The organism is Geobacter argillaceus (genome assembly GCF_007830735.1).
In the GTDB taxonomy this organism is placed as follows: Bacteria; Desulfobacterota; Desulfuromonadia; order Geobacterales; family DSM-12255; genus Geomobilibacter; species Geomobilibacter argillaceus.
The window spans coordinates 76620-95570 of sequence record NZ_VLLN01000017.1 but is presented as its reverse complement, the minus strand read 5'-3'; the positions used below and the strand labels follow the sequence as shown (position 1 = coordinate 95570).

Genomic DNA, 18951 nt, shown 5'->3' with positions numbered 1-18951 from the left:
CAAGACCACCACCAAGACCACCGTCACCGGGGTGGAGATGTTCCGCAAGCTTCTGGACGAAGGACGTGCCGGCGACAACATCGGCGCCCTCTTGCGCGGTGTGAAGCGAGAAGACATTGAGCGCGGCCAGGTACTGGCGAAGCCGGGGAGCATCACCCCGCACACCAAGTTCAAGGCCGAGGCATACATCCTGACCAAGGAAGAAGGCGGCCGCCACACCCCGTTCTTCAACGGCTACCGTCCGCAGTTCTACTTCCGGACCACAGACGTGACCGGCGTGGTTGACCTTCCTGCCGGGACGGAGATGGTCATGCCCGGCGACAACGTCGCCGTGGTGGTGAACCTGATCACCCCGATCGCCATGGACGAAGGACTTCGCTTCGCGATCCGCGAAGGCGGCCGCACTGTCGGCGCCGGCGTGGTCAGCTCGATCATCGAATAAGTACGAAAATACGAGGAAACGATGCAGACGCAGAAAATCAGAATCCGCCTTAAGGCATATGATCACCGGCTTCTCGACCAGTCGGTGGGTGAGATCGTAGATACGGCCAAGCGTACCGGGGCCCGGGTAGCCGGACCGATTCCGCTGCCGACGGTCATCAACAAGTACTGTGTGCTCCGTGGACCTCACGTAGACAAGAAGTCCCGCGAGCAGTTCGAGATCCGGACCCACAAGCGTCTGATCGACATCCTGGATCCGACCCAGCAGACTGTTGACGCACTCATGAAGCTGGATCTCTCTGCCGGCGTTGACGTAGAAATCAAGCTTTAGACGAGACCACGAATAGGATTGAGTTATGAAGAAGGGATTAATTGGGAAAAAACTGGGCATGACCCAGATCTTTGCCGAGGACGGACGCTGCATCCCGGTGACCGTTGTGGAAGCTGGTCCCTGTGTGGTCATGCAGAAAAAGACCGTTCAGAACGATGGCTATAATGCGATCCAGCTCGGCTTCGACGCCATTGACGCCAACCGCGCCAACCGCCCGGCAGTAGGCCATGCCAAGGCGGCAGGCCAGGGGGCTTTCCGCCACCTGCGTGAGTTCCGCTTAGAGGACGTTGATCAGTTCAACGTAGGTGACGAGGTGAAGGCTGAACTCTTCACTGCCGGCGATGTCATTGATGTAACCGGTACCTCCATCGGTAAGGGTTTCCAGGGTGTTATCAAACGCTGGGGGTTCAAGGGTGGCCGTTCAAGCCACGGCTCCACCTTCCACCGGGCACCCGGCTCCATCGGCGCTTCGGCAACCCCGTCGCGGGTCTTCAAAAACAAGAAGATGCCCGGCCAGCTCGGTGATGAGCGTGTGACGGTACAGCGGTTGACGGTTGTGCGCGTCGATGCGACCGAGAATCTGATTCTGATCAAAGGGGCCATCCCCGGTGCCAAGAACGGCCTGGTCCTGATCAAGGACACTGTCAAGCAGTAAATAGTCTTTCCGGAGAGTCAAGCAATGGCAACCATTGACGTATATGATCTGAATAAGAATAAGGTGGCAGAGCTGGAGCTCAATGACGAGGTGTTCAACACCGAAGTCAAGGAGTATCTCATCCACGAGGCCGTGCGGGTGCAGCTTACGAACCGTCGGGCCGGCACTGTTGCCGTTAAGAATCGTTCTGCCGTTTCCGGCAGTGGCAAAAAACCGTTCAAGCAAAAAGGGACCGGCAATGCCCGTCAGGGTTGCAAGCGTGCTCCCCAGTACCCTGGTGGTGGTGTTGCCTTCGGACCTCAGCAGAAAGTATATAATCTTTCCATGAACAAGAAGGCCCGCAGGGCAGCCCTTCGCTCTGTTCTCTCCCTGGTCTACAAAGAGAACAAGATGACGGTGGTCAAGGACCTGGCACTGGATGCCATCTCGACCCAAGGGTTTGTTTCGGTTCTGAACAAGTTTGACATCGATAAGACCCTGGTGATCGTTGACGGTGATAACCGCAACCTTACCCTCTCGGCCCGGAACGTCAAGCACGTAAAGGTTCTGCAGAGTGATGCCCTGAACATCTTTGATGTCATGAAATTCCAGAACATCATCTTTACCCAGGACGCGGTCCGGAAGGTGGAAGGAGCGCTGCAGGCATGAATATCTATGATGTGATAAAGAAGCCGTTGATCACCGAAAAAACCACGATCGAAAAAGATAACAAGAACGTGGTGACCTTTGTGGTCCATAACGACGCCAACAAGATCGAGATCAAGCAAGCCACCGAGAAGCTCTTCAAGGTGAAAGTCGACTCGGTCAAGACTGCCACCGTTGCCGGCAAGGTCAAGCGGGTCGGCAAAACCGTTGGCAAGCGCTCCAACTGGAAGAAGGCCTATGTTGCCCTCCAGGAAGGGAGCACCATCGACTTCTTTGAAGTGTAACCCCCCAGGCAACGGAGTACTCTGAAATGGCTATTAAGACGTACAAACCTACATCGGCAGGACGCCGTCATCAGACCTGCTCGACTTTTGATGAGATTACCTGCACAACGCCGGAAAAGTCTCTCCTGGTTAACCTGCAAAAGACCGGTGGCCGTAACCACTTTGGCCGCATTACCTCTCGGCACATTGGTGGCGGTCACAAGCAGAAATACCGGGTGATCGACTTCCGCCGCGACAAGCGCGATATACCGGCAAAGGTGGCGACGATCGAGTATGACCCGAATCGTAGTGCCCGCATTGCGCTGCTGAATTATGCCGACGGCGAGAAGCGCTATATCCTGGCGCCGCTCAATTTGAAGGTCGGGGATACCATCATCGCCAGCACCACGGCTGACATCAAACCGGGGAACGCCCTGCCGCTGAAGGATATTCCGCTCGGTACCATTATCCACAATGTCGAGTTGAAGATCGGCAAAGGCGCCCAGTTGGCCCGCAGCGCCGGCACCTTTGCGCAGCTCATGGCCAAGGACGGCAAGTACGCCCAGGTAAAGCTTCCTTCCGGGGAAGTGCGCATGGTGCTGCAGGAATGTCTGGCAACCATCGGGCAGGTGGGTAACCTGGACCATGAAAACGTTTCCATCGGCAAGGCCGGCCGTTCCCGTTGGCTCGGCCGCCGGCCCAAGGTTCGCGGTGTTGCAATGAACCCGGTTGACCACCCGCATGGCGGTGGTGAAGGCCGTACCTCCGGTGGTCGTCATCCGGTAACCCCGTGGGGTATCCCGACCAAGGGGTACAAGACTCGCACTAACAAGACCACAGACCGCTTCATTGTCAAAAAGCGCACAAAATAATAGCCGCTGCAGGGGATACTAATGGCACGTTCAATCAAGAAGGGTCCTTTTATAGACGACCACCTGGCCAAGAAAGTGGCCGTGGAGAATGCCGGCGCCAAGAAGATTATCAAGACTTGGTCCCGCCGTTCCACCATTACGCCTGACTTTATCGGCCTTTCCTTTGCTGTACACAATGGGAAGAAGTTTATTCCGGTGTTCGTCACTGAGAACATGGTCGGCCACAAGCTTGGTGAATTCGCTCCCACGAGGACGTTTCACGGTCATGCGGCAGACAAGAAAAGCAAGTTGAAGAAGAAGTAAGGAAAGGGATCTGTCATGGAATCGAGAGCAATCTTGCGGTCAGTGCGCCTTTCGCCGCGGAAGACACGCCTTGTGGTTGATATGGTGAGAGGGAAAGGGATTCAGACGGCCCTGTCCATCCTCAAGCTTTCTCCCCGGCCTTCGGCAAAACTGATTGCCAAACTCCTGAGTTCTGCGGTAGCAAATGCAGAGCAAAAAGGGGTGGCTGATGTTGATAAGCTGTATGTGAAGACCATTTTCGTCGATGGCGGCGCAGTCCTTAAACGCTTCCTTCCGCGTGCTCAGGGCAGGGCAACCAAGATTCGTAAACCGACCAGCCACATTACTGTGGTTCTGGATGAGAAATAACGCACTGTAACGGTGGAGGTGTAGTTTGGGCCAGAAAGTCAATCCGATCAGTTTCAGGCTTGGGGTAATCAAGACCTGGGATTCCAAGTGGTACGCAAAAGCTGATTATGCGAAGCTGCTGCACGAAGATCTGAAGCTTCGCGCTTTTCTCAAAAAGCGCCTGTATCATTCAGGTGTTTCCAAGATTGAAATCGAGCGTGCCGCCAACAAGGCCAAGGTGAATATCTACACTGCCCGTCCCGGTCTCATCATCGGGAAAAAAGGGGCAGAGGTGGAAACCCTTAAGAAGGAGCTCGCCAAGCTTACGGACAAGGAAGTATTCCTGAATATCCAGGAAGTCCGGAAGCCTGAGCTGGATGCCCAACTTGTAGCCGAGAACGTTGCACTGCAGCTTGAGCGCCGTGTTGCCTTCCGCCGGGCCATGAAGAAGAGCGTTACGTCATCGCTCAAATTTGGGGCTAAAGGGATCAGGATTACCTGCTCCGGCCGTCTGGGCGGCGCGGAGATGTCCCGGACCGAATGGTACCGTGAAGGCCGGGTACCTCTCCACACGCTGCGCGCTGACATAGATTACGGTTTCGCCGAGGCCAAGACCACCTATGGCATCATCGGGGTGAAGGTCCTGATTTTCAAAGGCGAAGTGCTGCCAGGTCAATAAGGATTCAGGGAGTAAGTACGCATGTTAATGCCGAAACGAGTTAAGCATAGAAAACAGATGAAGGGTCGTATGACCGGCTCCCCCGATCGGGGCGTATCCCTCGCCTTCGGTGAGTTCGGACTGCAGGCAACGGAGTGCTGCTGGCTGGATTCACGCCAGATCGAGGCGGCACGTATCGCTATGACCCGTTATATAAAGAGGGGTGGCAAGATCTGGATCCGGATTTTTCCGGATAAGCCGTTGACTGCCAAGCCTGCTGAGACCCGTATGGGTAAGGGCAAGGGCTCTCCTGACTCCTGGGTTTGTGTTATCAAGCCGGGCAGGATGCTGTACGAGATGGAAGGGGTAACTGAAGAGATCGCCCGCGAGGCGTTTCGTCTTGCCGCTCACAAGCTTCCGGTCTCAACGAAATTTGTGTCGAGGAAGGATACCAATGAAGGCTAATGAACTTCGCGCACTCAGTCAGGACGATCTGGCTGTCAAGGAAAAGGAACTGACGCAGGAGCTGTTCAATATCCGCTTTCAGCTCCATACCGGGCGTTTGGAAAACACTGCTAAGATCGATGCTGTCCGTAAGGATATTGCACGGGTGAAAACCATCCTGCAGGAAAAGCGCGGTTAGAGGGATTATCATGACAGAGCGTGGACACAAGAAAACTCAGACTGGCGTTGTCGTTAGCGACAAAATGAATAAGACGGTAGTGGTAAAGGTAGACCGCATCGTCAAGCATCCTGTGTATAACAAGTACATCAAGCGGTCTGCGAAGTACAAAGCCCATGATGAAGAGAATCAGTGCAAGATCGGTGATCGCGTGCAGATAATCGAAAGCCGCCCACTGAGCAAGGAAAAGTGCTGGAAAGTACGGCAGATCCTCTAATAGTTAGCTCGACTAGGAGTTTGTTATGGTTCAAATGCAAACAATTCTCGATGTAGCAGACAATTCCGGCGCAAAGAAACTCTTCTGCATCAAGGTGCTGGGTGGTTCCAAGCGTAAGTATGCCGGAATAGGCGACATCATCGTTGCATCGGTAAAGGAAGCCCTTCCCAACTCTAAGGTGAAAAAGGGTGATGTTGTCAAGGCGGTGATCGTACGGACTGCCAAGGAAGTCGGTCGTCCTGACGGCTCATACATCCGCTTCGACGGGAACTCGGGTGTAGTCATCAACAATCAGCGGGAACCGGTCGGCACACGTATTTTTGGACCAGTTGCACGCGAGTTGCGTGCCAAGAAATTCATGAAGATAATTTCTCTGGCCCCTGAAGTACTCTAACGATAGACGGAGAGAGACGAATGCTCGGCAAGAAACTGCACGTGAAAAAGGGTGACACCGTCATGGTGGTTGCCGGCAAGGATAAGAGCAAGACCGGTAAGCTGCTCAGTGTCGTTGCCAAGAAGGATGGAGTCCTGGTGGAAGGTATAAACGTGGTCAAGCGTCATACGCGGGCCCGCGGCAACCAGCCAGGCGGCATTGTGGAGAAAGAGGCGCCGGTGCATATCTCCAATGTGATGCTCTACTGCGGCAAGTGCAAGAAAGCCGTACGCACCGCGATCAACATCCTCGAGGATGGGAAGAAGACCCGCATCTGCAAAAAATGCGGCGAGTCTTTTGATAAATAGGACGGAGGATCTAATGGCCAGGCTGAAAGACCTTTACATAAAGGACGTTGTTCCTAACCTGATGAAGGACTTTAACTACAAGAGTGTAATGGAAGTCCCCAAGCTGGAGAAGATTGTCGTTAACATGGGACTTGGTGAAGCCATTCAGAATGTGAAGATCCTTGATTCGGCAAGTGAAGAGCTGGCCTTGATCACCGGTCAGAAGGCAGTCATTACCAAGGCAAAGAAGTCCATCGCCTCCTTCAAACTCCGTCAGGGGATGCCCATAGGCTGCATGGTCACTCTCAGGAAAGATCGGATGTATGAATTCCTGGACCGTCTTGTCAATGTGTCCCTACCGCGTGTGCGTGACTTCAAAGGGGTTCCTGCCAAGGCTTTTGATGGCCAGGGCAATTATTCCCTGGGGATCAAAGAACAACTGATCTTCCCTGAGATCAACTACGACAAGATCGACAAGATCAAGGGGATGAACATCACGATCGTTACCACGGCCAAGACCGATGAGGAGGGGCGTGCGCTTCTCCGTATGCTTGGCATGCCGTTCAGGAACTAAGACATATTGGAGGATTGCAGTGGCTAAAACATCGATGATCATAAAGGCCCAGCGGGGCAGCAAATTCAAGGTCCGTGAGTACAATCGTTGTCCTCTCTGTGGCCGTCCGCGGGCATACTATCGCAAGTTCGACATGTGCCGGATCTGTCTCCGGAAGCTGGCTTCTACGGGCCAGATTCCCGGTGTCATCAAGTCCAGCTGGTAATTGACTAGAAAAGTATAGAGGAGTTTCACGCATGAGTATGACCGATCCCATTGCCGACATGCTGACACGCATCCGGAACGGTGTGATGGCAAAACTGCAAAAAGTAGATATGCCGTCCTCGAACCTCAAGGTCAGCATAGCCAATGTGCTGAAAACGGAAGGCTTCATCAAGAACTACAAGGTGATTGCTGATCAGAAGCAAGGGGTGCTCCGCATTTATCTCAAGTATATTGATGAAAAAGATGCGGTAATCAGCGAGATCAAGCGTATCAGCAAGCCTGGTGGACGGCGTTACGTCAAGTGTGATGATATCCCGTTGATAAAGCAGGGGCTCGGGATTGCTGTCCTTTCCACCTCGAAGGGGATACTGACTGATAAAGCTGCCCGCGAAGCTGGAATCGGCGGGGAAATGATCTGTACCGTCTGGTAAGGACGTGGCGAGGTAATAGATATGTCGAGAATTGGTAAACTTCCAATTGAACTGCCCACGGGAGTCAAGCTGACGGTTAGCGGCTCCGAGGTTGCGGTCCAGGGCCCCAAGGGCACCCTCAGTCGTGCCATTTTGGATTGTGTGACTCTTGAGCAGACTGACAAGGCCGTTTTGGTGAATCGTGCGGATGACAGCGTGAAGTCCCGCTCTGCACACGGTCTTACCAGGACTCTGATCAATAACATGGTTACTGGCGTTACCAAGGGATTTGAGATCGCCCTTGAGATAAATGGCGTTGGTTACCGCGCAGAGGCAAAGGGTGATGTTCTCAACCTGAGTCTCGGCTATTCCCATCCGATCAACTTCCAGCTGCCCGAAGGGATCACGGTTGAAGTGGACAAGATGACAAAGCTTCTCGTCAAAGGGATTGACAAGGAGCTGGTTGGCGAGACTGCCGCCAAGATTCGCGGCTTCCGTGGACCTGAGCCCTACAAGGGCAAGGGGATCAAGTACGCCAGCGAGACTATTTTGCGTAAAGCCGGCAAGACTGGTAAAAAATAAGGTGAAGTGAAGGAGAGCTCCCCGTGAGTCTGCTATCGAAAAAAATGACACCCCGCCTCAGAAGGCAGGCCAGAGTCAGGAAGAAGATCAAGGGAACCAGCGAACGGCCCCGGCTTAACGTATTCAAGAGCGCTCGGCATATTCACGCTCAGATCATAGACGATACCACCGGTACGACCCTCGCTTCGGCGTCGTCAGTGGTTAGCGAGATCAAGAGCGCGCTCAAGTCTACCGGCAATATCGAAGCTGCCAAGGCGGTCGGTGCTGCAATTGCGAAACTGGCGCTGGAAAAAGATATCAAAGCGGTGGTTTTTGATCGGAACGGTTTCCTGTATCATGGCCGCATCAAAGCTTTGGCTGATTCTGCTCGCGAGCAGGGCCTGGCTTTCTAACAGCATTGAGGAGGTTGACGCTTGTTAAAGATTAATTCAAACGAATTGAACCTTACTGACCGGGTTGTTCATATAAACCGTGTTGCCAAGGTGGTCAAGGGTGGGCGTCGTTTCAGCTTCTCCGCTCTTGTCGTGGTCGGGGACAGCAACGGCTACGTGGGTTACGGTCTGGGTAAGGCGAATGAGGTGCCTGAAGCGATCCGCAAGGGTGTTGAGCAGGCAAAGAAGAACCTCATCAAAGTGCCGGTTGTCGAGGGCCAAACCATACCCTTTGAGATAGAAGGGCACTTTGGCGCCGGACGCGTGCTCATGATGCCGGCATCGGCAGGTACCGGAGTTATCGCAGGTGGTGCGGCCCGCGCTGTCTTTGAGGCAGCCGGCATACACAATATCCTGGCAAAGTGCCTGGGGTCGAACAACCCGCACAATGTCGTCAAGGCCGCCTTCAACGGACTTTCCCTTCTGAAGAGCCCTGAAGAAATTAACGCCCGTCGTGGGTTCGGCGAATAAGTCGAAAAAGCAGATTGCGAGGAGTCTGATCAATGTCTGAGAGCGTTTCGGTGACGCTTGCCAAGAGTCATATCGGCAGGCCTGCTAAGCACAAGGCAATTTTGTTGGGGCTGGGACTGAACAAACTTAATAAGACAGTCACGCTGCCAAACACCCCCGAAGTTCAGGGTATGATCAACAAGGTTGCCCATCTGGTGAAGGTTAACAAATAATTTCCGCGAGGTTTGCAATGAAGCTCAACAGTATCCGGCCTGCTGCAGGCTCAGTTAAGAATAGAAAACGGATCGGCAGAGGTACCGGCTCTGGTCATGGCAAAACAGCGACCAAGGGTCACAAGGGACAGAAGGCACGTTCCGGCGGGAGCGTAAAACCGGGTTTCGAGGGGGGCCAGATGCCGATGCATCGCCGCCTGCCCAAGCGCGGCTTTACTCCGCTCCAGCAGACAGAATACGTTGTGATCAATATCGGTCAGCTTGATGCGTTCGAGGCTGGGAGCACGGTCGATGTGGCTGCCCTCATGCAATGTGGTCTGGTCAGCAAGCTCCGTGATGGAATCAAGGTGCTTGCCAAAGGCGAACTGACCAAGTCCTTGACCGTACAGGCCCATAAGTTCAGTGTGAGTGCCAAGGCCAAGATCGAAGCGGCTGGCGGCACTGTTCAGGAGATTGAACTTGCTTGATGCACTGCAGAATATTTTCAAAATTCCTGAACTGAAGAAAAGGGTACTTTTTTCTCTGGGCATGCTCTTTGTGTATCGGGTCGGGTGTCATATCCCGACACCCGGTATCGACGGACAGGCCCTTTCCCATTTCTTCAAGCAGGCGCAGGGGACCTTGCTCGGCCTGTTTGACATGTTTTCAGGTGGAGCGCTTGAGAAGCTGACAGTTTTTGCCCTTGGCATCATGCCCTATATCTCGTCTTCCATCATCTTTCAGCTTCTGACGGTTGTTGTCCCGGCCATTGAGAAGCTCTCGAAGGAAGGTGAGTCCGGGCGCCGCAAGATCATCCAGTATACCCGTTACGGCACCATCGTGCTGAGTGTCGTGCAGAGTCTCGGCATTGCCATAGGGCTCGAGGCAATGCGCGGACCTGCAGGTGAGTTGGTTGTGCCGCACCCGGGCTGGGCCTTCAGGCTGATGACGGTTATCACGCTGACCGCCGGCACCGCCTTCATCATGTGGATGGGCGAGCAGATGTCCGAGAAGGGGATCGGGAACGGCATTTCCCTGATCATCTTTGCCGGGATTGTGGTACGCATTCCTACGGCCATAAGCAACTCGGTTCGTCTGCTGAAGGCGGGGCAGTTGTCCCTGTTTGTTATTATCCTGGTTCTGGCGCTCATGTTTGTGGTGATAGCTGCCATCGTCTATGTGGAACGTGGTCAGCGGCGGATTCCCATTCACTATGCAAAGCGGGTCGTGGGCCTGCAGACGTTCGGTGCACAGACATCGCATCTGCCGTTAAAAGTCAATATGGCAGGGGTTATTCCACCGATCTTTGCCTCGTCCATTATTATGTTTCCGGCAACGATCGCCAATTTTATCGGTATTCCCTGGGTACAGAACGCAGCGAAGAGCCTTACCCCGGGCAATTGGCTGTATAATGTATTTTTTGTTGCTTTCATAGTGTTTTTCTGCTACTTCTACACGGCTGTCACCTTTAACCCCAACGACGTAGCTGAAAACGTCAAAAAGCATGGTGGTTATATCCCTGGAATCAGGCCGGGGACCGAGACGTCCGAATATCTCGACAAGGTCCTGACGAAGCTGACCTTTGCCGGGGCTATTTATATTTCTGTTGTCTGTGTCCTTCCGTCGATTCTGATCGGTAAATTTAATTTGCCATTCTACTTTGGTGGCACGGCCCTGCTGATTGCCATAGGCGTCGGCATGGACACGGTGGCCCAGATTGAGTCGCATCTCATAACGCGCAGTTATGAGGGTTTCATGAAGGGTGTTCGTATCAAGGGTCGCAAGTAGGGATATGGTTCAATGAATATTATTCTTCTCGGACCGCCGGGTGCAGGAAAAGGGACACAGGCGAAGCAGCTGGTGGAACGTTACGGGATACCGCAGGTGTCGACCGGTGACATCCTGAGGGCGGCAGTTAAGGAGCAGACTGCCATGGGTGTTCGCGCCAAGTCCTACATGGACCAGGGGGCGCTGGTTCCCGATGAGGTGGTTATCGGGATAATCCGTGATCGCCTTGCTCTCAATGACTGCGCTTCCGGATTTATTCTTGACGGATTCCCGAGAACTGTTCCTCAGGCAGACGCCTTAGCGCAGGTGCTGACGGGACTCGGCAAGGCCATTGAACATGTCGTTTCGATACGGGTCGATAAGGAAGAGCTGCTCGGACGTATAACCGGCCGTCGTATTTGCCGGTCCTGCGGTCGTGGCTATCATGTTCGCTTTGATCCGCCGAAGTGTGTCGGCGTGTGCGATGCATGCTCCGGTGAGCTGTACCAGCGCGATGACGACAAAGAAGATACCATGAGGAAGCGTCTGGAAGTCTACGATGCCCAGACCGCTCCTCTGATCGAGTATTACGGTCGCGAGCAGAAACTGCGCACGGTTATTGGCACCGGCTCCATTGACGATATTCAGGGAGCGCTGGTCAAGATCCTGGAAGGCAAGTAGTCGTTGGTCGTCCTGAAGTCACCGAGGGAGATCGACCGGATGCGTGTCCCCTGTCGGTTTGTCGCCGAATTGCTCCTCATGCTGAGAGAGCAGGTGCAACCCGGGGTAACGACTCTTTCTTTGAATGAAATGGCGGAGCGGGAACTGTTTAAGCGTAAGGCTCGCCCGGCTTTCAAGGGATATAACGGCTATCCCTATACACTTTGTTGCTCTTTGAATGATCAGGTCGTACATGGCATGCCATCTTCGATGCCGCTCAAGGATGGAGACATTCTGAGCATCGACTGCGGCGCCTGGTACGACGGTTTTTTTGGTGATGCAGCCATTACGGTCCCGGTTGGTACGGTGTCGGAGACAGCTGGGCGGCTGGTGAAGGTCACCGAACAGTCACTCTACAGGGCAATCGAATTCGCTACGCCAGAACATAGGCTGTCGGATATATCGCATGCCGTGCAAAGTCTGGTCGAAAAGCATGGTTTCTCAGTGGTTAGGGATTTTGTCGGTCATGGCATCGGCAAGGACCTCCATGAAGGGCCGCAGATACCGAATTACGGCCCACCAGGTCGCGGCCCCCGTCTGAAGCCAGGCATGGTATTGGCCATAGAGCCGATGATCAATCAAAAGGGCCATGATGTTCGGGTTCTTTCTGATGGCTGGACAGCAGTAACATGCGATGGTGGTCTCTCTGCGCATTTTGAACATACCGTTGCCGTAACGGACAATGGTCCCATGATATTGACGACAGTTTGAGTCGTACTAAGAAACGAGAGGAATCCGCAAATGAAGGTTCGTGCCTCAGTAAAAAAGATCTGCGATAAGTGCAAGATCGTAAAGCGCAAAGGTGTTGTGCGAGTTATTTGCGAGACGCCGAAACATTCCCAGAGACAGGGCTAAGAGAAAGATTAGGAGGATACGGCATTGGCACGTATTGCTGGTATTGACATTCCGAGAAATAAACGGATAGAGATTGCACTTACCTATATCTACGGTATTGGACGGACGACATCGCAGAAAATTCTGGGCGAGGCAGGTGTTGATGTCAACACCAGGACCGATAAGCTGACAGAAGCTGAAGTCGCCCGCATTCGCGAGTCCATAGATAAGACGGTCAAGGTTGAGGGTGACCTGCGCCGTGAGATTTCCATGAACATCAAGCGTCTTATGGACCTTGGCTGTTACCGTGGCCTTCGCCACCGTAAGGGACTTCCCGTCCGTGGCCAGAGGACCAAGACTAATGCTCGTACCCGTAAAGGTCCTGCCCGTACGGTTGCCGGCAAGAAGAAATAGCGCATATTGAGCATCTGGAGGAGTGATGGCAAGCCCGGCTAAACGAGTTGTCAAGAAGAAGAAAGAACGTAAAAATATTCCCACCGGCGTTGCCCATATTCAGGCAACGTTCAACAACACTATCGTCACCATAACCGACCAGGTGGGTAACGTCGTGTCGTGGTCCAGTGCCGGTGCCAAGGGGTTCAAGGGGTCACGTAAAAGTACGCCGTTTGCTGCCCAGATTGCTGCCGAAGATTGTGCCAAGAAAGCGCAGGAGCACGGCATGAGAACTCTTGAGGTGTACGTCAAGGGGCCCGGTTCCGGCCGCGAGTCTGCTCTGCGGGCACTGCAGGCAGCCGGTTTTTCCATCAGCTTCATCAGAGACGTTACGCCGATCCCCCATAACGGGTGTCGTCCGCCGAAACGGCGTAGAGTCTAAATTAGGAATTTCGTTAAGGAGGCAATACCTTGGCACGTTATACAGGTCCTTCCTGCAGACTCTGCAGAAGACAAAATATGGAACTCTACCTGAAAGGTGAGCGCTGCTATACCGATAAGTGCGCAATCAAGCGCCGGAACTACCCTCCCGGTCAGCATGGTCAAGCGCGTGTAAAGGTCACCGATTACGGTGTTCAGCTGCGTGAGAAGCAAAAGGTCCGCCGCATTTATGGCATCCTGGAAAAGCAGTTCAGAAGCTATTTCCAGGAAGCAGACCGCATGAAGGGTGTAACGGGCGAAAACCTTCTTTCCTTGCTGGAGCGTCGTCTGGATAATACGATCTATCGTCTCGGGTTTGCCTCTTCGCGTACCGAAGCACGCCAGTTGGTCAAGCATAGCCACATCACGCTTAACGGACGCAAGGCGAATATCCCTTCGATTATCGTGAAGCCGGGCGATGTATTGGAGTTGCGCGAAAAGAGCAGGAAGATTGCCGTCGTGAACGACTCTCTTGCAGCTGTTGTTCGTCGTGGTGTTCCCCAGTGGCTCGAGTTGGATAAGGACGCATTCAAGGGCGTTGTGAAGGCTCTTCCACTGAGAGAGGACATCTCTCTGCCGATCCAGGAGCAACTGATCGTCGAGCTCTACTCCAAGTAACGATAAATCAACCCGCTAAGGGAGGCAATACATGTATAAAAATTGGCGCGATCTCATCAAGCCGAAAAAACTTCAGGTTGAGACAGAGTCGCTTACCAATACATACGGAAAGTTTTACGCTGAGCCTTTTGAGCGCGGTTTCGGGACTACTCTGGGCAATTCCCTCAGACGCGTTCTGCTCTCTTCTTTGCAGGGAGCAGCGATTACTTCGGTCAAGATCAAAGGCGTTTTACATGAATTTTCCGCTGTTCCCGGCGTTACGGAAGATGTAACCGATATCATTCTGAATCTGAAGTGCGTACGACTGAAGCTTCACGGTACTGATTCGCGTATCATCCGTGTTGTGCATAAGGGTGAAGGGGTCATCAAGGCCGGGGATATCATCACCGATCCCAATGTCGAGGTGCTCAACCCGGACCAGCATATCGCCACCTGCTCCAAGGACGCCAATGTCGAGATGGAGATGGTGGTCAGGTTGGGCAAGGGTTATTTCCCCGCTGACCGGAACCGGGATGAAAAGGCGCCGGTTGGTACCATTCCGATTGATGCCATTTTCTCGCCCATCCTCAAGGTCAACTTTATCGTTGCCAATGCCAGGGTGGCGCAAATTACCGATTATGACAAGTTGACGCTGGAAATATGGACCGACGGCAGCGTCAAGCCGGAAGATGCCCTTGCCTATGCCGCCAAGATTCTCAAGGAGCAGCTGACGATCTTCATCAATTTCGATGAAGAGTCCGAGCCCTTGGAAGAGTCGGAGCAGGTGGAGGACAGCGAGCGGGTCAATGAAAACCTCTACCGCTCGGTGGACGAACTTGAACTGTCTGTCCGTTCTGCCAACTGCCTGAAAAACGCCGGTATCAAGCTTATTGGTGAACTTGTTTCCAGGTCTGAAGCGGAAATGCTCAAGACTCAGAATTTTGGCCGCAAGTCACTCAACGAAATCAAGGATATCCTCGGCGAGATGGGCCTCACCCTTGGTATGAAGTTGGATGGTTTTCCCGATCCCGAGATACTTGCCCGGATCAGGGGCGAGCGTAAAGAAGAAGAGTAACAAGCTGAAGAGCCCACAGAAAGGACTGTAAGCGATGCGTCACAATAAAGCGGGAAGAAGACTCGGGAGGACTACCAGCCATCGTGTGGCCATGTTCAGAAACATGGTGACCTCCCTTTTTAATCATGAAAAGATCACGACGACTGATTCCAAGGCCAAGGAACTCCGCTCCATTGCCGAGAAGATGATCACCCTCGGTAAGCGCGGCGATCTCCACGCAATGCGCCAGGCTGCTTCCTATATTCGTGACAAGTCGACAGTTACCAAGCTGTTCACGACCATTGCCCCTCGTTACAAGGAACGCCAGGGTGGCTATACACGGATCATCAAGCTCAGCATCCGCCAGGGCGACAACGCACCGGTATCCCTGATCGAGCTTGTTGAAGAAGAGCTGACGGTCAAGGCTACGAAAAAGGCCCCGGCGAAAAAGGCCGCTGCAAAGCCGGTCGCCGCGAAGCCTGTTGAGCAGGCTCCGGTGCAGGAAGCTGCCCCGGCTGAGGAGGCCGCGGTTCCCCAGACTGCAGTCGTCGAGCCGGACGAAAACTGCGAAGCCAAGGCTGACTAGTAACCAACGCACGAATTGACGAATCAAGGCATGGGACTAACAATCCCATGCCTTTTTTTATGCCGGTGCCGTGGGCTCGTCAGAGATGTAGGGGGATAGAGTTGGTCACCCGGATCTCGGTCGGGGTAACCATCGCCTGGTAGACCAGCAGCTCGACGCCGGACTCGGCAGCACGTCGCAGCAGCTGCCCGTAGACGGGATCAATGGTATCTGCCGGGGACATCGAGACGGCATCCTGTCGTTGCACCAGGAAAAGGTTAACCCCGCGGTGGCCGGCTGCCACTACCTGCATGAGCTCCCGCAGGTGCTTCTGGCCCCGGGTGGTGACGGCGTCGGGAAACAACGCCGTCGATCCTTCCACCAGCGTGACATTCTTGACCTCCACATAACATAGTCCCTTTTCCCCTGTCAGCAGGAGATCAATGCGGCTGTTACTGCCGTACGCTACTTCCGGCCTGATGTTGTCGTAGCCCAGGAGCTCGGATACCACGCCGGCCCCAATGGCCTCCCGGGCCAGCCGGTTGGGCAGCCCGGTGTTGATCCCCACCCAGTTACCATCAGCTTCCACCAATTCCCAGGTGTAGCAGTATTTTCTTGTCAGATTCGGGCTTAGGGAGAGGAGGACGCGGCTACCCGGAGCGGCGCAGCCGGCCATACTCCCCGAAAAATATGGGGCAGTGGACCGTGATCTGGGTGCCGTCAGGCAGTTCGACGTCGGCCAGAAAGCGTTTGTAGCGACGGATGAGAACGGCGGGGATGAGCTGCGGGAGTAGCACTGCCTAGTCACCGATGATCTTGATGAGCACCCGTTTGCGCCGCATGCCGTCGAATTCGCCGTAGAAGATCTGCTCCCACGGACCCAGGTCGAGTTTGCCGGCAGTGATTGCCACCACCACCTCACGCCCCATGATACTGCGCTTCAAATGGGCATCGGCGTTGTCCTCGTAGCCGTTGTGGCGGTAGCGGGAGCGTGGTTTCTCGGGTGCCAGCCCCTCCAGCCACGCCTCGAAATCCTGGTGCAGCCCCGATTCGTCATCATTGATGAATACGCTGGCCGTGATATGCATGGCATTGCACAGCAGCAGCCCTTCCTGGATGCCGCTTTCCGCCAGACAGGCGGTCACCTGCGGCGTGATGTTGATCAATTCCCTGCGTCGGCTGGTTTCGAACCAGAGCTCCTGTCGGTAATGTCTCATGCAATCCTCTGTCGATAATTTCGGCTGCGCCGGTCACAGCCCGATGACCGGTAGTTCCACGATGAAGCGCGCCCCGTGCGGTTCGTTGTCTTTTACCCTAATGAACCCCTGATGATCGGCGATGATGGTGCTGACAATGGCAAGCCCCAGACCGGTGCCCCCCCTCTTGGTGGAGAAGTACGGTTCGAAGAGGCGCGGTTTGTCTTCAGGAGAAATCCCCTGCCCCGAGTCGGCGACCGTACAGGTGGCCATTCTCAGTTCCGGGTTGTAGCTGCTGGCAACATCGATCCGGCCGGCCCCGTCAATGGCGGCAACCGCATTGTCCAGCAGGTTGATGAGCACGCGCTTGATCTGGTCCCGATCCAGTTGGAGCAGCGGCAGGTTGCCGTCCGGAGTGACTGTGAAGGTGATCCGGCGGTGGGCCTCCTGGTAGAGCGAGACCGCCTCCTGGATGATTTCGTTCAGGTTGTTCGGGGTCGGCTGGGCCGCCGGCATCCGGGCGAAGCGGGAGAACTCGTCGACCAGGGTCTTCAGTTCGTCCACCGAGGTAATGATGGTCGCCGTGCACTGGTCAAAGACAGTGTCATCCTCGCTAAACCGCTCCAGATAGCGTTTTCTGAGGCGCTGGGCCGAAAGTTGGATCGGGGTAAGGGGATTCTTGATCTCGTGGGCTATGCGCCGGGCCACCTCGCGCCAGGCAGCCATGCGCTGGGCCTTGATAAGCTGGGTCAGGTCGTCGAAGACCACGACCGTGCCAACAAACTCGCCGTTTTCGTCCTTGAGCAGGGTCATGTTCACCACGAGGGTCAGCTTCTCGTCAGCCAGGGGGATGACCACCTGCTTGCTGATGGTCTCCTGCTTGGCAACGACCAGGTCCCGCAGCATATCCTTGACGATCTCCATATGGGCGGCGCGCAGGATCTCCCTGAAGTGCCGGCCGATGACCTGGCCGGTTTTGATCCGCAGCAGCCGTTCAGCCGAGGTGTTGATCGTGGTGATGATGCCGTCCCTGTTGATGGAGACGACCCCGGCCGTGACGTTTCGCAGCACCGTCTCCATGTAGCGGCGCCTCTCCTCCAGCATCAGGTTGCTCTGGCTCAACTCCTTGTTGGTCAGTTCCAGGGCCAGGCGGTGGTTGCGCAGATCGTCGGTCATGGTGTTGAAGGCGGTAATGAGCATCCCCAGTTCGTCGTTGCCGGTCTCGCCCAGGTGCACATCCAGGTCTCCCTCGGCAATCTTGCGCGTCGCCTCGGCAAGGTGCTGGATGGGGGTCGTCAGGCTTCTGGCCAGGTAGATCCCGAACCAGACCGCCAGGAAGATGATGACCATGGTGATCAGAAGCAGCGTCAGGATGTAGCCGGTGGTGATGGGTGTTTTGAGTATCTTCAGCTGGCGGAACTCGTGGTAGGAGTTGGTGATTTCCCGCATCTTGCTGACGAGCGAGTACGGCACATAGTAGTTGACCACGACCACACCGACCACATCCTTCGGGTTCCAGTTGGAATAGACCGGAACGATCCCCCGGATCAGGTCGGCCTTGCCGATGGAATTTATCCGGGTCAGTTCCTTCCCCCCCAGCCCGACATTCAGGTCCGACGATGACGGATTGGTGAACTCGCCGCTGGGGAGCTGGGGGTTGGCGGCCCGCACCAACTCCTCACGCTGGGACGAAAAGACCTCCACCACTCCCAGGTTGTACTCCTTCTGCTTCTTCCTGATCAGGGCGCGCAAGAGCGGCAGGTTCTCCTCGTTGAGGAGTTTCTGCTCCTTGATCATGGCGCTGATCTGCTGACCGTAGTAGAGGGCGTTGGCAGCCGAGTTCTTGTAGTAGGTCTGGGCCACCTCCATCGATTCGTCGAGCGAGGTTTCCACCTGCTTGTTGAACCAGTTCTGGATGCTGTTGCTGATGTACCCGGCCGAGACCAGGAACAGGAGCATGGTCGGGATGAGCGACAGGCCGACGAAGGCCAGCACCAGTTTTGTCCTCAGCCCGGCGCCGGGGATCTTGTCCCGGCGCTCGATCATCAGTTTCATGATGTTGCGGCACAGCAGGTAGAAGAGGAGGATGATCAGCAGGATGATGATATTGATGATGCCGAAGATGAGGATGTTGCTCCCCATGGGGGCTTCGGAGCTGAGCCGGGTGAGGTGGAGTTCAAAGCTGGTCAGAAGCACGATCAGGAGGGCGGAGACGACGATGATGGCCGCCTCCCGTTTCCTTTTTTTCAGCTCTGCCTGGGGGAGTGGATCCGGCGCGTTTGCCAAGGTTCGGTCCTTATTCGCTGGGGTGTGGGGTCAGGGGAGTGAAAACTTTAGCCGAACCGGGCGTGATTTGCAACGGTAGTCG

At 54.8% G+C, this 18951-nt stretch carries 33 protein-coding genes and 1 pseudogene; 31 read left to right on the top strand and 3 right to left on the bottom strand.

All coding sequences use genetic code 11. The features are described 5' to 3' along the window. The 31 genes from JN12_RS13765 to rplQ all read left to right on the top strand — a co-directional run. On the top strand, window positions 1–442 hold a 442-nt coding region (locus tag JN12_RS13765), incomplete at its 5' end, for an EF-Tu C-terminal domain-related protein (RefSeq protein ID WP_246125865.1). A 21-nt stretch (window positions 443–463) separates the two neighbouring features. Next, window positions 464–772: a 30S ribosomal protein S10 gene (rpsJ, locus tag JN12_RS13760; protein WP_145023693.1), complete on the top strand. Its 309-nt coding sequence runs from the start codon at window positions 464–466 to the stop codon at window positions 770–772. A gap of 25 nt (window positions 773–797) precedes the next feature. Further along, entirely contained in the window at window positions 798–1427 is a 630-nt protein-coding gene (gene rplC, locus JN12_RS13755) for a 50S ribosomal protein L3 (RefSeq protein ID WP_145023691.1), read from the top strand. Window positions 1428–1451: 24 nt separating this feature from the next. Then, a complete protein-coding gene (rplD, locus tag JN12_RS13750) occupies window positions 1452–2075 on the top strand; it encodes a 50S ribosomal protein L4 (RefSeq protein ID WP_145023689.1) in 624 nt (207 codons plus the stop codon). Then, on the top strand, window positions 2072–2356 hold the full coding sequence (locus tag JN12_RS13745; RefSeq protein ID WP_145023687.1) for a 50S ribosomal protein L23: 285 nt from the start codon (window positions 2072–2074) through the stop codon (window positions 2354–2356). Before rplD ends, JN12_RS13745 begins: the two co-directional genes overlap by 4 nt. Before the next feature lie 26 nt (window positions 2357–2382). After that, a complete protein-coding gene (gene rplB / locus JN12_RS13740) occupies window positions 2383–3207 on the top strand; it encodes a 50S ribosomal protein L2 (protein WP_145023685.1) in 825 nt (274 codons plus the stop codon). 21 nt (window positions 3208–3228) lie between these two features. After that, window positions 3229–3510 (top strand): 30S ribosomal protein S19, encoded by a 282-nt coding sequence (rpsS, locus tag JN12_RS13735; protein WP_145023683.1) that lies wholly within the window; start codon window positions 3229–3231, stop codon window positions 3508–3510. A gap of 15 nt (window positions 3511–3525) precedes the next feature. Continuing rightward, on the top strand, window positions 3526–3858 hold the full coding sequence (rplV, locus tag JN12_RS13730; RefSeq protein ID WP_145023681.1) for a 50S ribosomal protein L22: 333 nt from the start codon (window positions 3526–3528) through the stop codon (window positions 3856–3858). 25 nt (window positions 3859–3883) lie between these two features. Beyond that, a complete protein-coding gene (gene rpsC, locus JN12_RS13725) occupies window positions 3884–4516 on the top strand; it encodes a 30S ribosomal protein S3 (protein WP_145023679.1) in 633 nt (210 codons plus the stop codon). A gap of 21 nt (window positions 4517–4537) precedes the next feature. Further along, a complete protein-coding gene (gene rplP / locus JN12_RS13720) occupies window positions 4538–4960 on the top strand; it encodes a 50S ribosomal protein L16 (protein ID WP_145023677.1) in 423 nt (140 codons plus the stop codon). Next, window positions 4950–5138, top strand: a complete 189-nt coding sequence (rpmC, locus tag JN12_RS13715) for a 50S ribosomal protein L29 (RefSeq protein WP_145023675.1) — start codon at window positions 4950–4952, stop codon at window positions 5136–5138. Before rplP ends, rpmC begins: the two co-directional genes overlap by 11 nt. A 10-nt stretch (window positions 5139–5148) precedes the next feature. Beyond that, window positions 5149–5394, top strand: coding sequence for a 30S ribosomal protein S17 (gene rpsQ, locus JN12_RS13710; protein ID WP_145023673.1), 246 nt, complete (start codon window positions 5149–5151; stop codon window positions 5392–5394). A gap of 25 nt (window positions 5395–5419) precedes the next feature. After that, window positions 5420–5788, top strand: coding sequence for a 50S ribosomal protein L14 (rplN, locus tag JN12_RS13705; RefSeq protein WP_145023671.1), 369 nt, complete (start codon window positions 5420–5422; stop codon window positions 5786–5788). Window positions 5789–5808: 20 nt separating this feature from the next. Next, window positions 5809–6135 carry a 50S ribosomal protein L24 gene (gene rplX, locus JN12_RS13700; protein ID WP_145023669.1) on the top strand — a complete coding sequence of 109 codons (327 nt, stop codon included), beginning with the start codon at window positions 5809–5811 and terminating at the stop codon, window positions 6133–6135. Between the two features lie 13 nt (window positions 6136–6148). After that, window positions 6149–6688 carry a 50S ribosomal protein L5 gene (rplE, locus tag JN12_RS13695; RefSeq protein WP_145023667.1) on the top strand — a complete coding sequence of 180 codons (540 nt, stop codon included), beginning with the start codon at window positions 6149–6151 and terminating at the stop codon, window positions 6686–6688. A gap of 19 nt (window positions 6689–6707) precedes the next feature. Further along, on the top strand, window positions 6708–6893 hold the full coding sequence (locus JN12_RS13690; RefSeq protein WP_004514249.1) for a type Z 30S ribosomal protein S14: 186 nt from the start codon (window positions 6708–6710) through the stop codon (window positions 6891–6893). Between the two features lie 31 nt (window positions 6894–6924). After that, window positions 6925–7323 carry a 30S ribosomal protein S8 gene (gene rpsH, locus JN12_RS13685; protein ID WP_145023665.1) on the top strand — a complete coding sequence of 133 codons (399 nt, stop codon included), beginning with the start codon at window positions 6925–6927 and terminating at the stop codon, window positions 7321–7323. 21 nt (window positions 7324–7344) lie between these two features. Then, complete coding sequence (gene rplF / locus JN12_RS13680) at window positions 7345–7884, top strand: 50S ribosomal protein L6 (RefSeq protein ID WP_145023663.1); 540 nt, start codon at window positions 7345–7347, stop codon at window positions 7882–7884. Between the two features lie 23 nt (window positions 7885–7907). Next, a complete protein-coding gene (gene rplR, locus JN12_RS13675) occupies window positions 7908–8276 on the top strand; it encodes a 50S ribosomal protein L18 (RefSeq protein ID WP_145023661.1) in 369 nt (122 codons plus the stop codon). A 21-nt stretch (window positions 8277–8297) separates the two neighbouring features. Beyond that, on the top strand, window positions 8298–8786 hold the full coding sequence (gene rpsE, locus JN12_RS13670) for a 30S ribosomal protein S5 (protein WP_145023659.1): 489 nt from the start codon (window positions 8298–8300) through the stop codon (window positions 8784–8786). A 32-nt stretch (window positions 8787–8818) separates the two neighbouring features. Next, complete coding sequence (gene rpmD / locus JN12_RS13665; RefSeq protein ID WP_145023657.1) at window positions 8819–8998, top strand: 50S ribosomal protein L30; 180 nt, start codon at window positions 8819–8821, stop codon at window positions 8996–8998. Between the two features lie 17 nt (window positions 8999–9015). Next, window positions 9016–9465, top strand: a complete 450-nt coding sequence (rplO, locus tag JN12_RS13660; protein ID WP_145023655.1) for a 50S ribosomal protein L15 — start codon at window positions 9016–9018, stop codon at window positions 9463–9465. Beyond that, the gene (secY, locus tag JN12_RS13655; RefSeq protein WP_145023653.1) at window positions 9458–10765 is read left to right on the top strand and encodes a preprotein translocase subunit SecY; all 1308 of its coding nucleotides are present in this window, start codon (window positions 9458–9460) and stop codon (window positions 10763–10765) included. The genes rplO and secY overlap by 8 nt, the downstream gene beginning before the upstream one ends. Window positions 10766–10777: 12 nt before the next feature. Next, entirely contained in the window at window positions 10778–11425 is a 648-nt protein-coding gene (locus tag JN12_RS13650) for an adenylate kinase (RefSeq protein ID WP_145023651.1), read from the top strand. A 3-nt stretch (window positions 11426–11428) separates the two neighbouring features. Further along, on the top strand, window positions 11429–12175 hold the full coding sequence (gene map / locus JN12_RS13645; RefSeq protein ID WP_145023649.1) for a type I methionyl aminopeptidase: 747 nt from the start codon (window positions 11429–11431) through the stop codon (window positions 12173–12175). 30 nt (window positions 12176–12205) lie between these two features. Continuing rightward, window positions 12206–12319 carry a 50S ribosomal protein L36 gene (gene rpmJ / locus JN12_RS13640; protein WP_010943463.1) on the top strand — a complete coding sequence of 38 codons (114 nt, stop codon included), beginning with the start codon at window positions 12206–12208 and terminating at the stop codon, window positions 12317–12319. Between the two features lie 24 nt (window positions 12320–12343). Next, complete coding sequence (gene rpsM / locus JN12_RS13635) at window positions 12344–12712, top strand: 30S ribosomal protein S13 (RefSeq protein ID WP_145023647.1); 369 nt, start codon at window positions 12344–12346, stop codon at window positions 12710–12712. 25 nt (window positions 12713–12737) lie between these two features. Next, on the top strand, window positions 12738–13133 hold the full coding sequence (gene rpsK, locus JN12_RS13630) for a 30S ribosomal protein S11 (RefSeq protein WP_145023645.1): 396 nt from the start codon (window positions 12738–12740) through the stop codon (window positions 13131–13133). Window positions 13134–13162: 29 nt separating this feature from the next. Then, a complete protein-coding gene (gene rpsD / locus JN12_RS13625) occupies window positions 13163–13789 on the top strand; it encodes a 30S ribosomal protein S4 (RefSeq protein WP_145023643.1) in 627 nt (208 codons plus the stop codon). 31 nt (window positions 13790–13820) lie between these two features. After that, a complete protein-coding gene (locus JN12_RS13620; protein ID WP_145023641.1) occupies window positions 13821–14843 on the top strand; it encodes a DNA-directed RNA polymerase subunit alpha in 1023 nt (340 codons plus the stop codon). Window positions 14844–14877: 34 nt separating this feature from the next. Then, the gene (rplQ, locus tag JN12_RS13615; RefSeq protein WP_145023639.1) at window positions 14878–15408 is read left to right on the top strand and encodes a 50S ribosomal protein L17; all 531 of its coding nucleotides are present in this window, start codon (window positions 14878–14880) and stop codon (window positions 15406–15408) included. A gap of 79 nt (window positions 15409–15487) precedes the next feature. On the opposite strand, the pseudogene sfsA reads toward rplQ, so the two are convergent. The 3 genes and pseudogenes from sfsA to JN12_RS13600 all read right to left on the bottom strand — a co-directional run bounded on the left by sfsA (window position 15488) and on the right by JN12_RS13600 (window position 18869). Beyond that, window positions 15488–16184: pseudogene (sfsA, locus tag JN12_RS13610) on the bottom strand (DNA/RNA nuclease SfsA). Between the two features lie 3 nt (window positions 16185–16187). Further along, the gene (locus JN12_RS13605; protein ID WP_145023637.1) at window positions 16188–16604 is read right to left on the bottom strand and encodes a secondary thiamine-phosphate synthase enzyme YjbQ; all 417 of its coding nucleotides are present in this window, start codon (window positions 16602–16604) and stop codon (window positions 16188–16190) included. A 33-nt stretch (window positions 16605–16637) separates the two neighbouring features. Beyond that, window positions 16638–18869 carry a sensor histidine kinase gene (locus JN12_RS13600; RefSeq protein WP_145023635.1) on the bottom strand — a complete coding sequence of 744 codons (2232 nt, stop codon included), beginning with the start codon at window positions 18867–18869 and terminating at the stop codon, window positions 16638–16640. Between the last annotated feature and the right edge of the window lie 82 nt (window positions 18870–18951).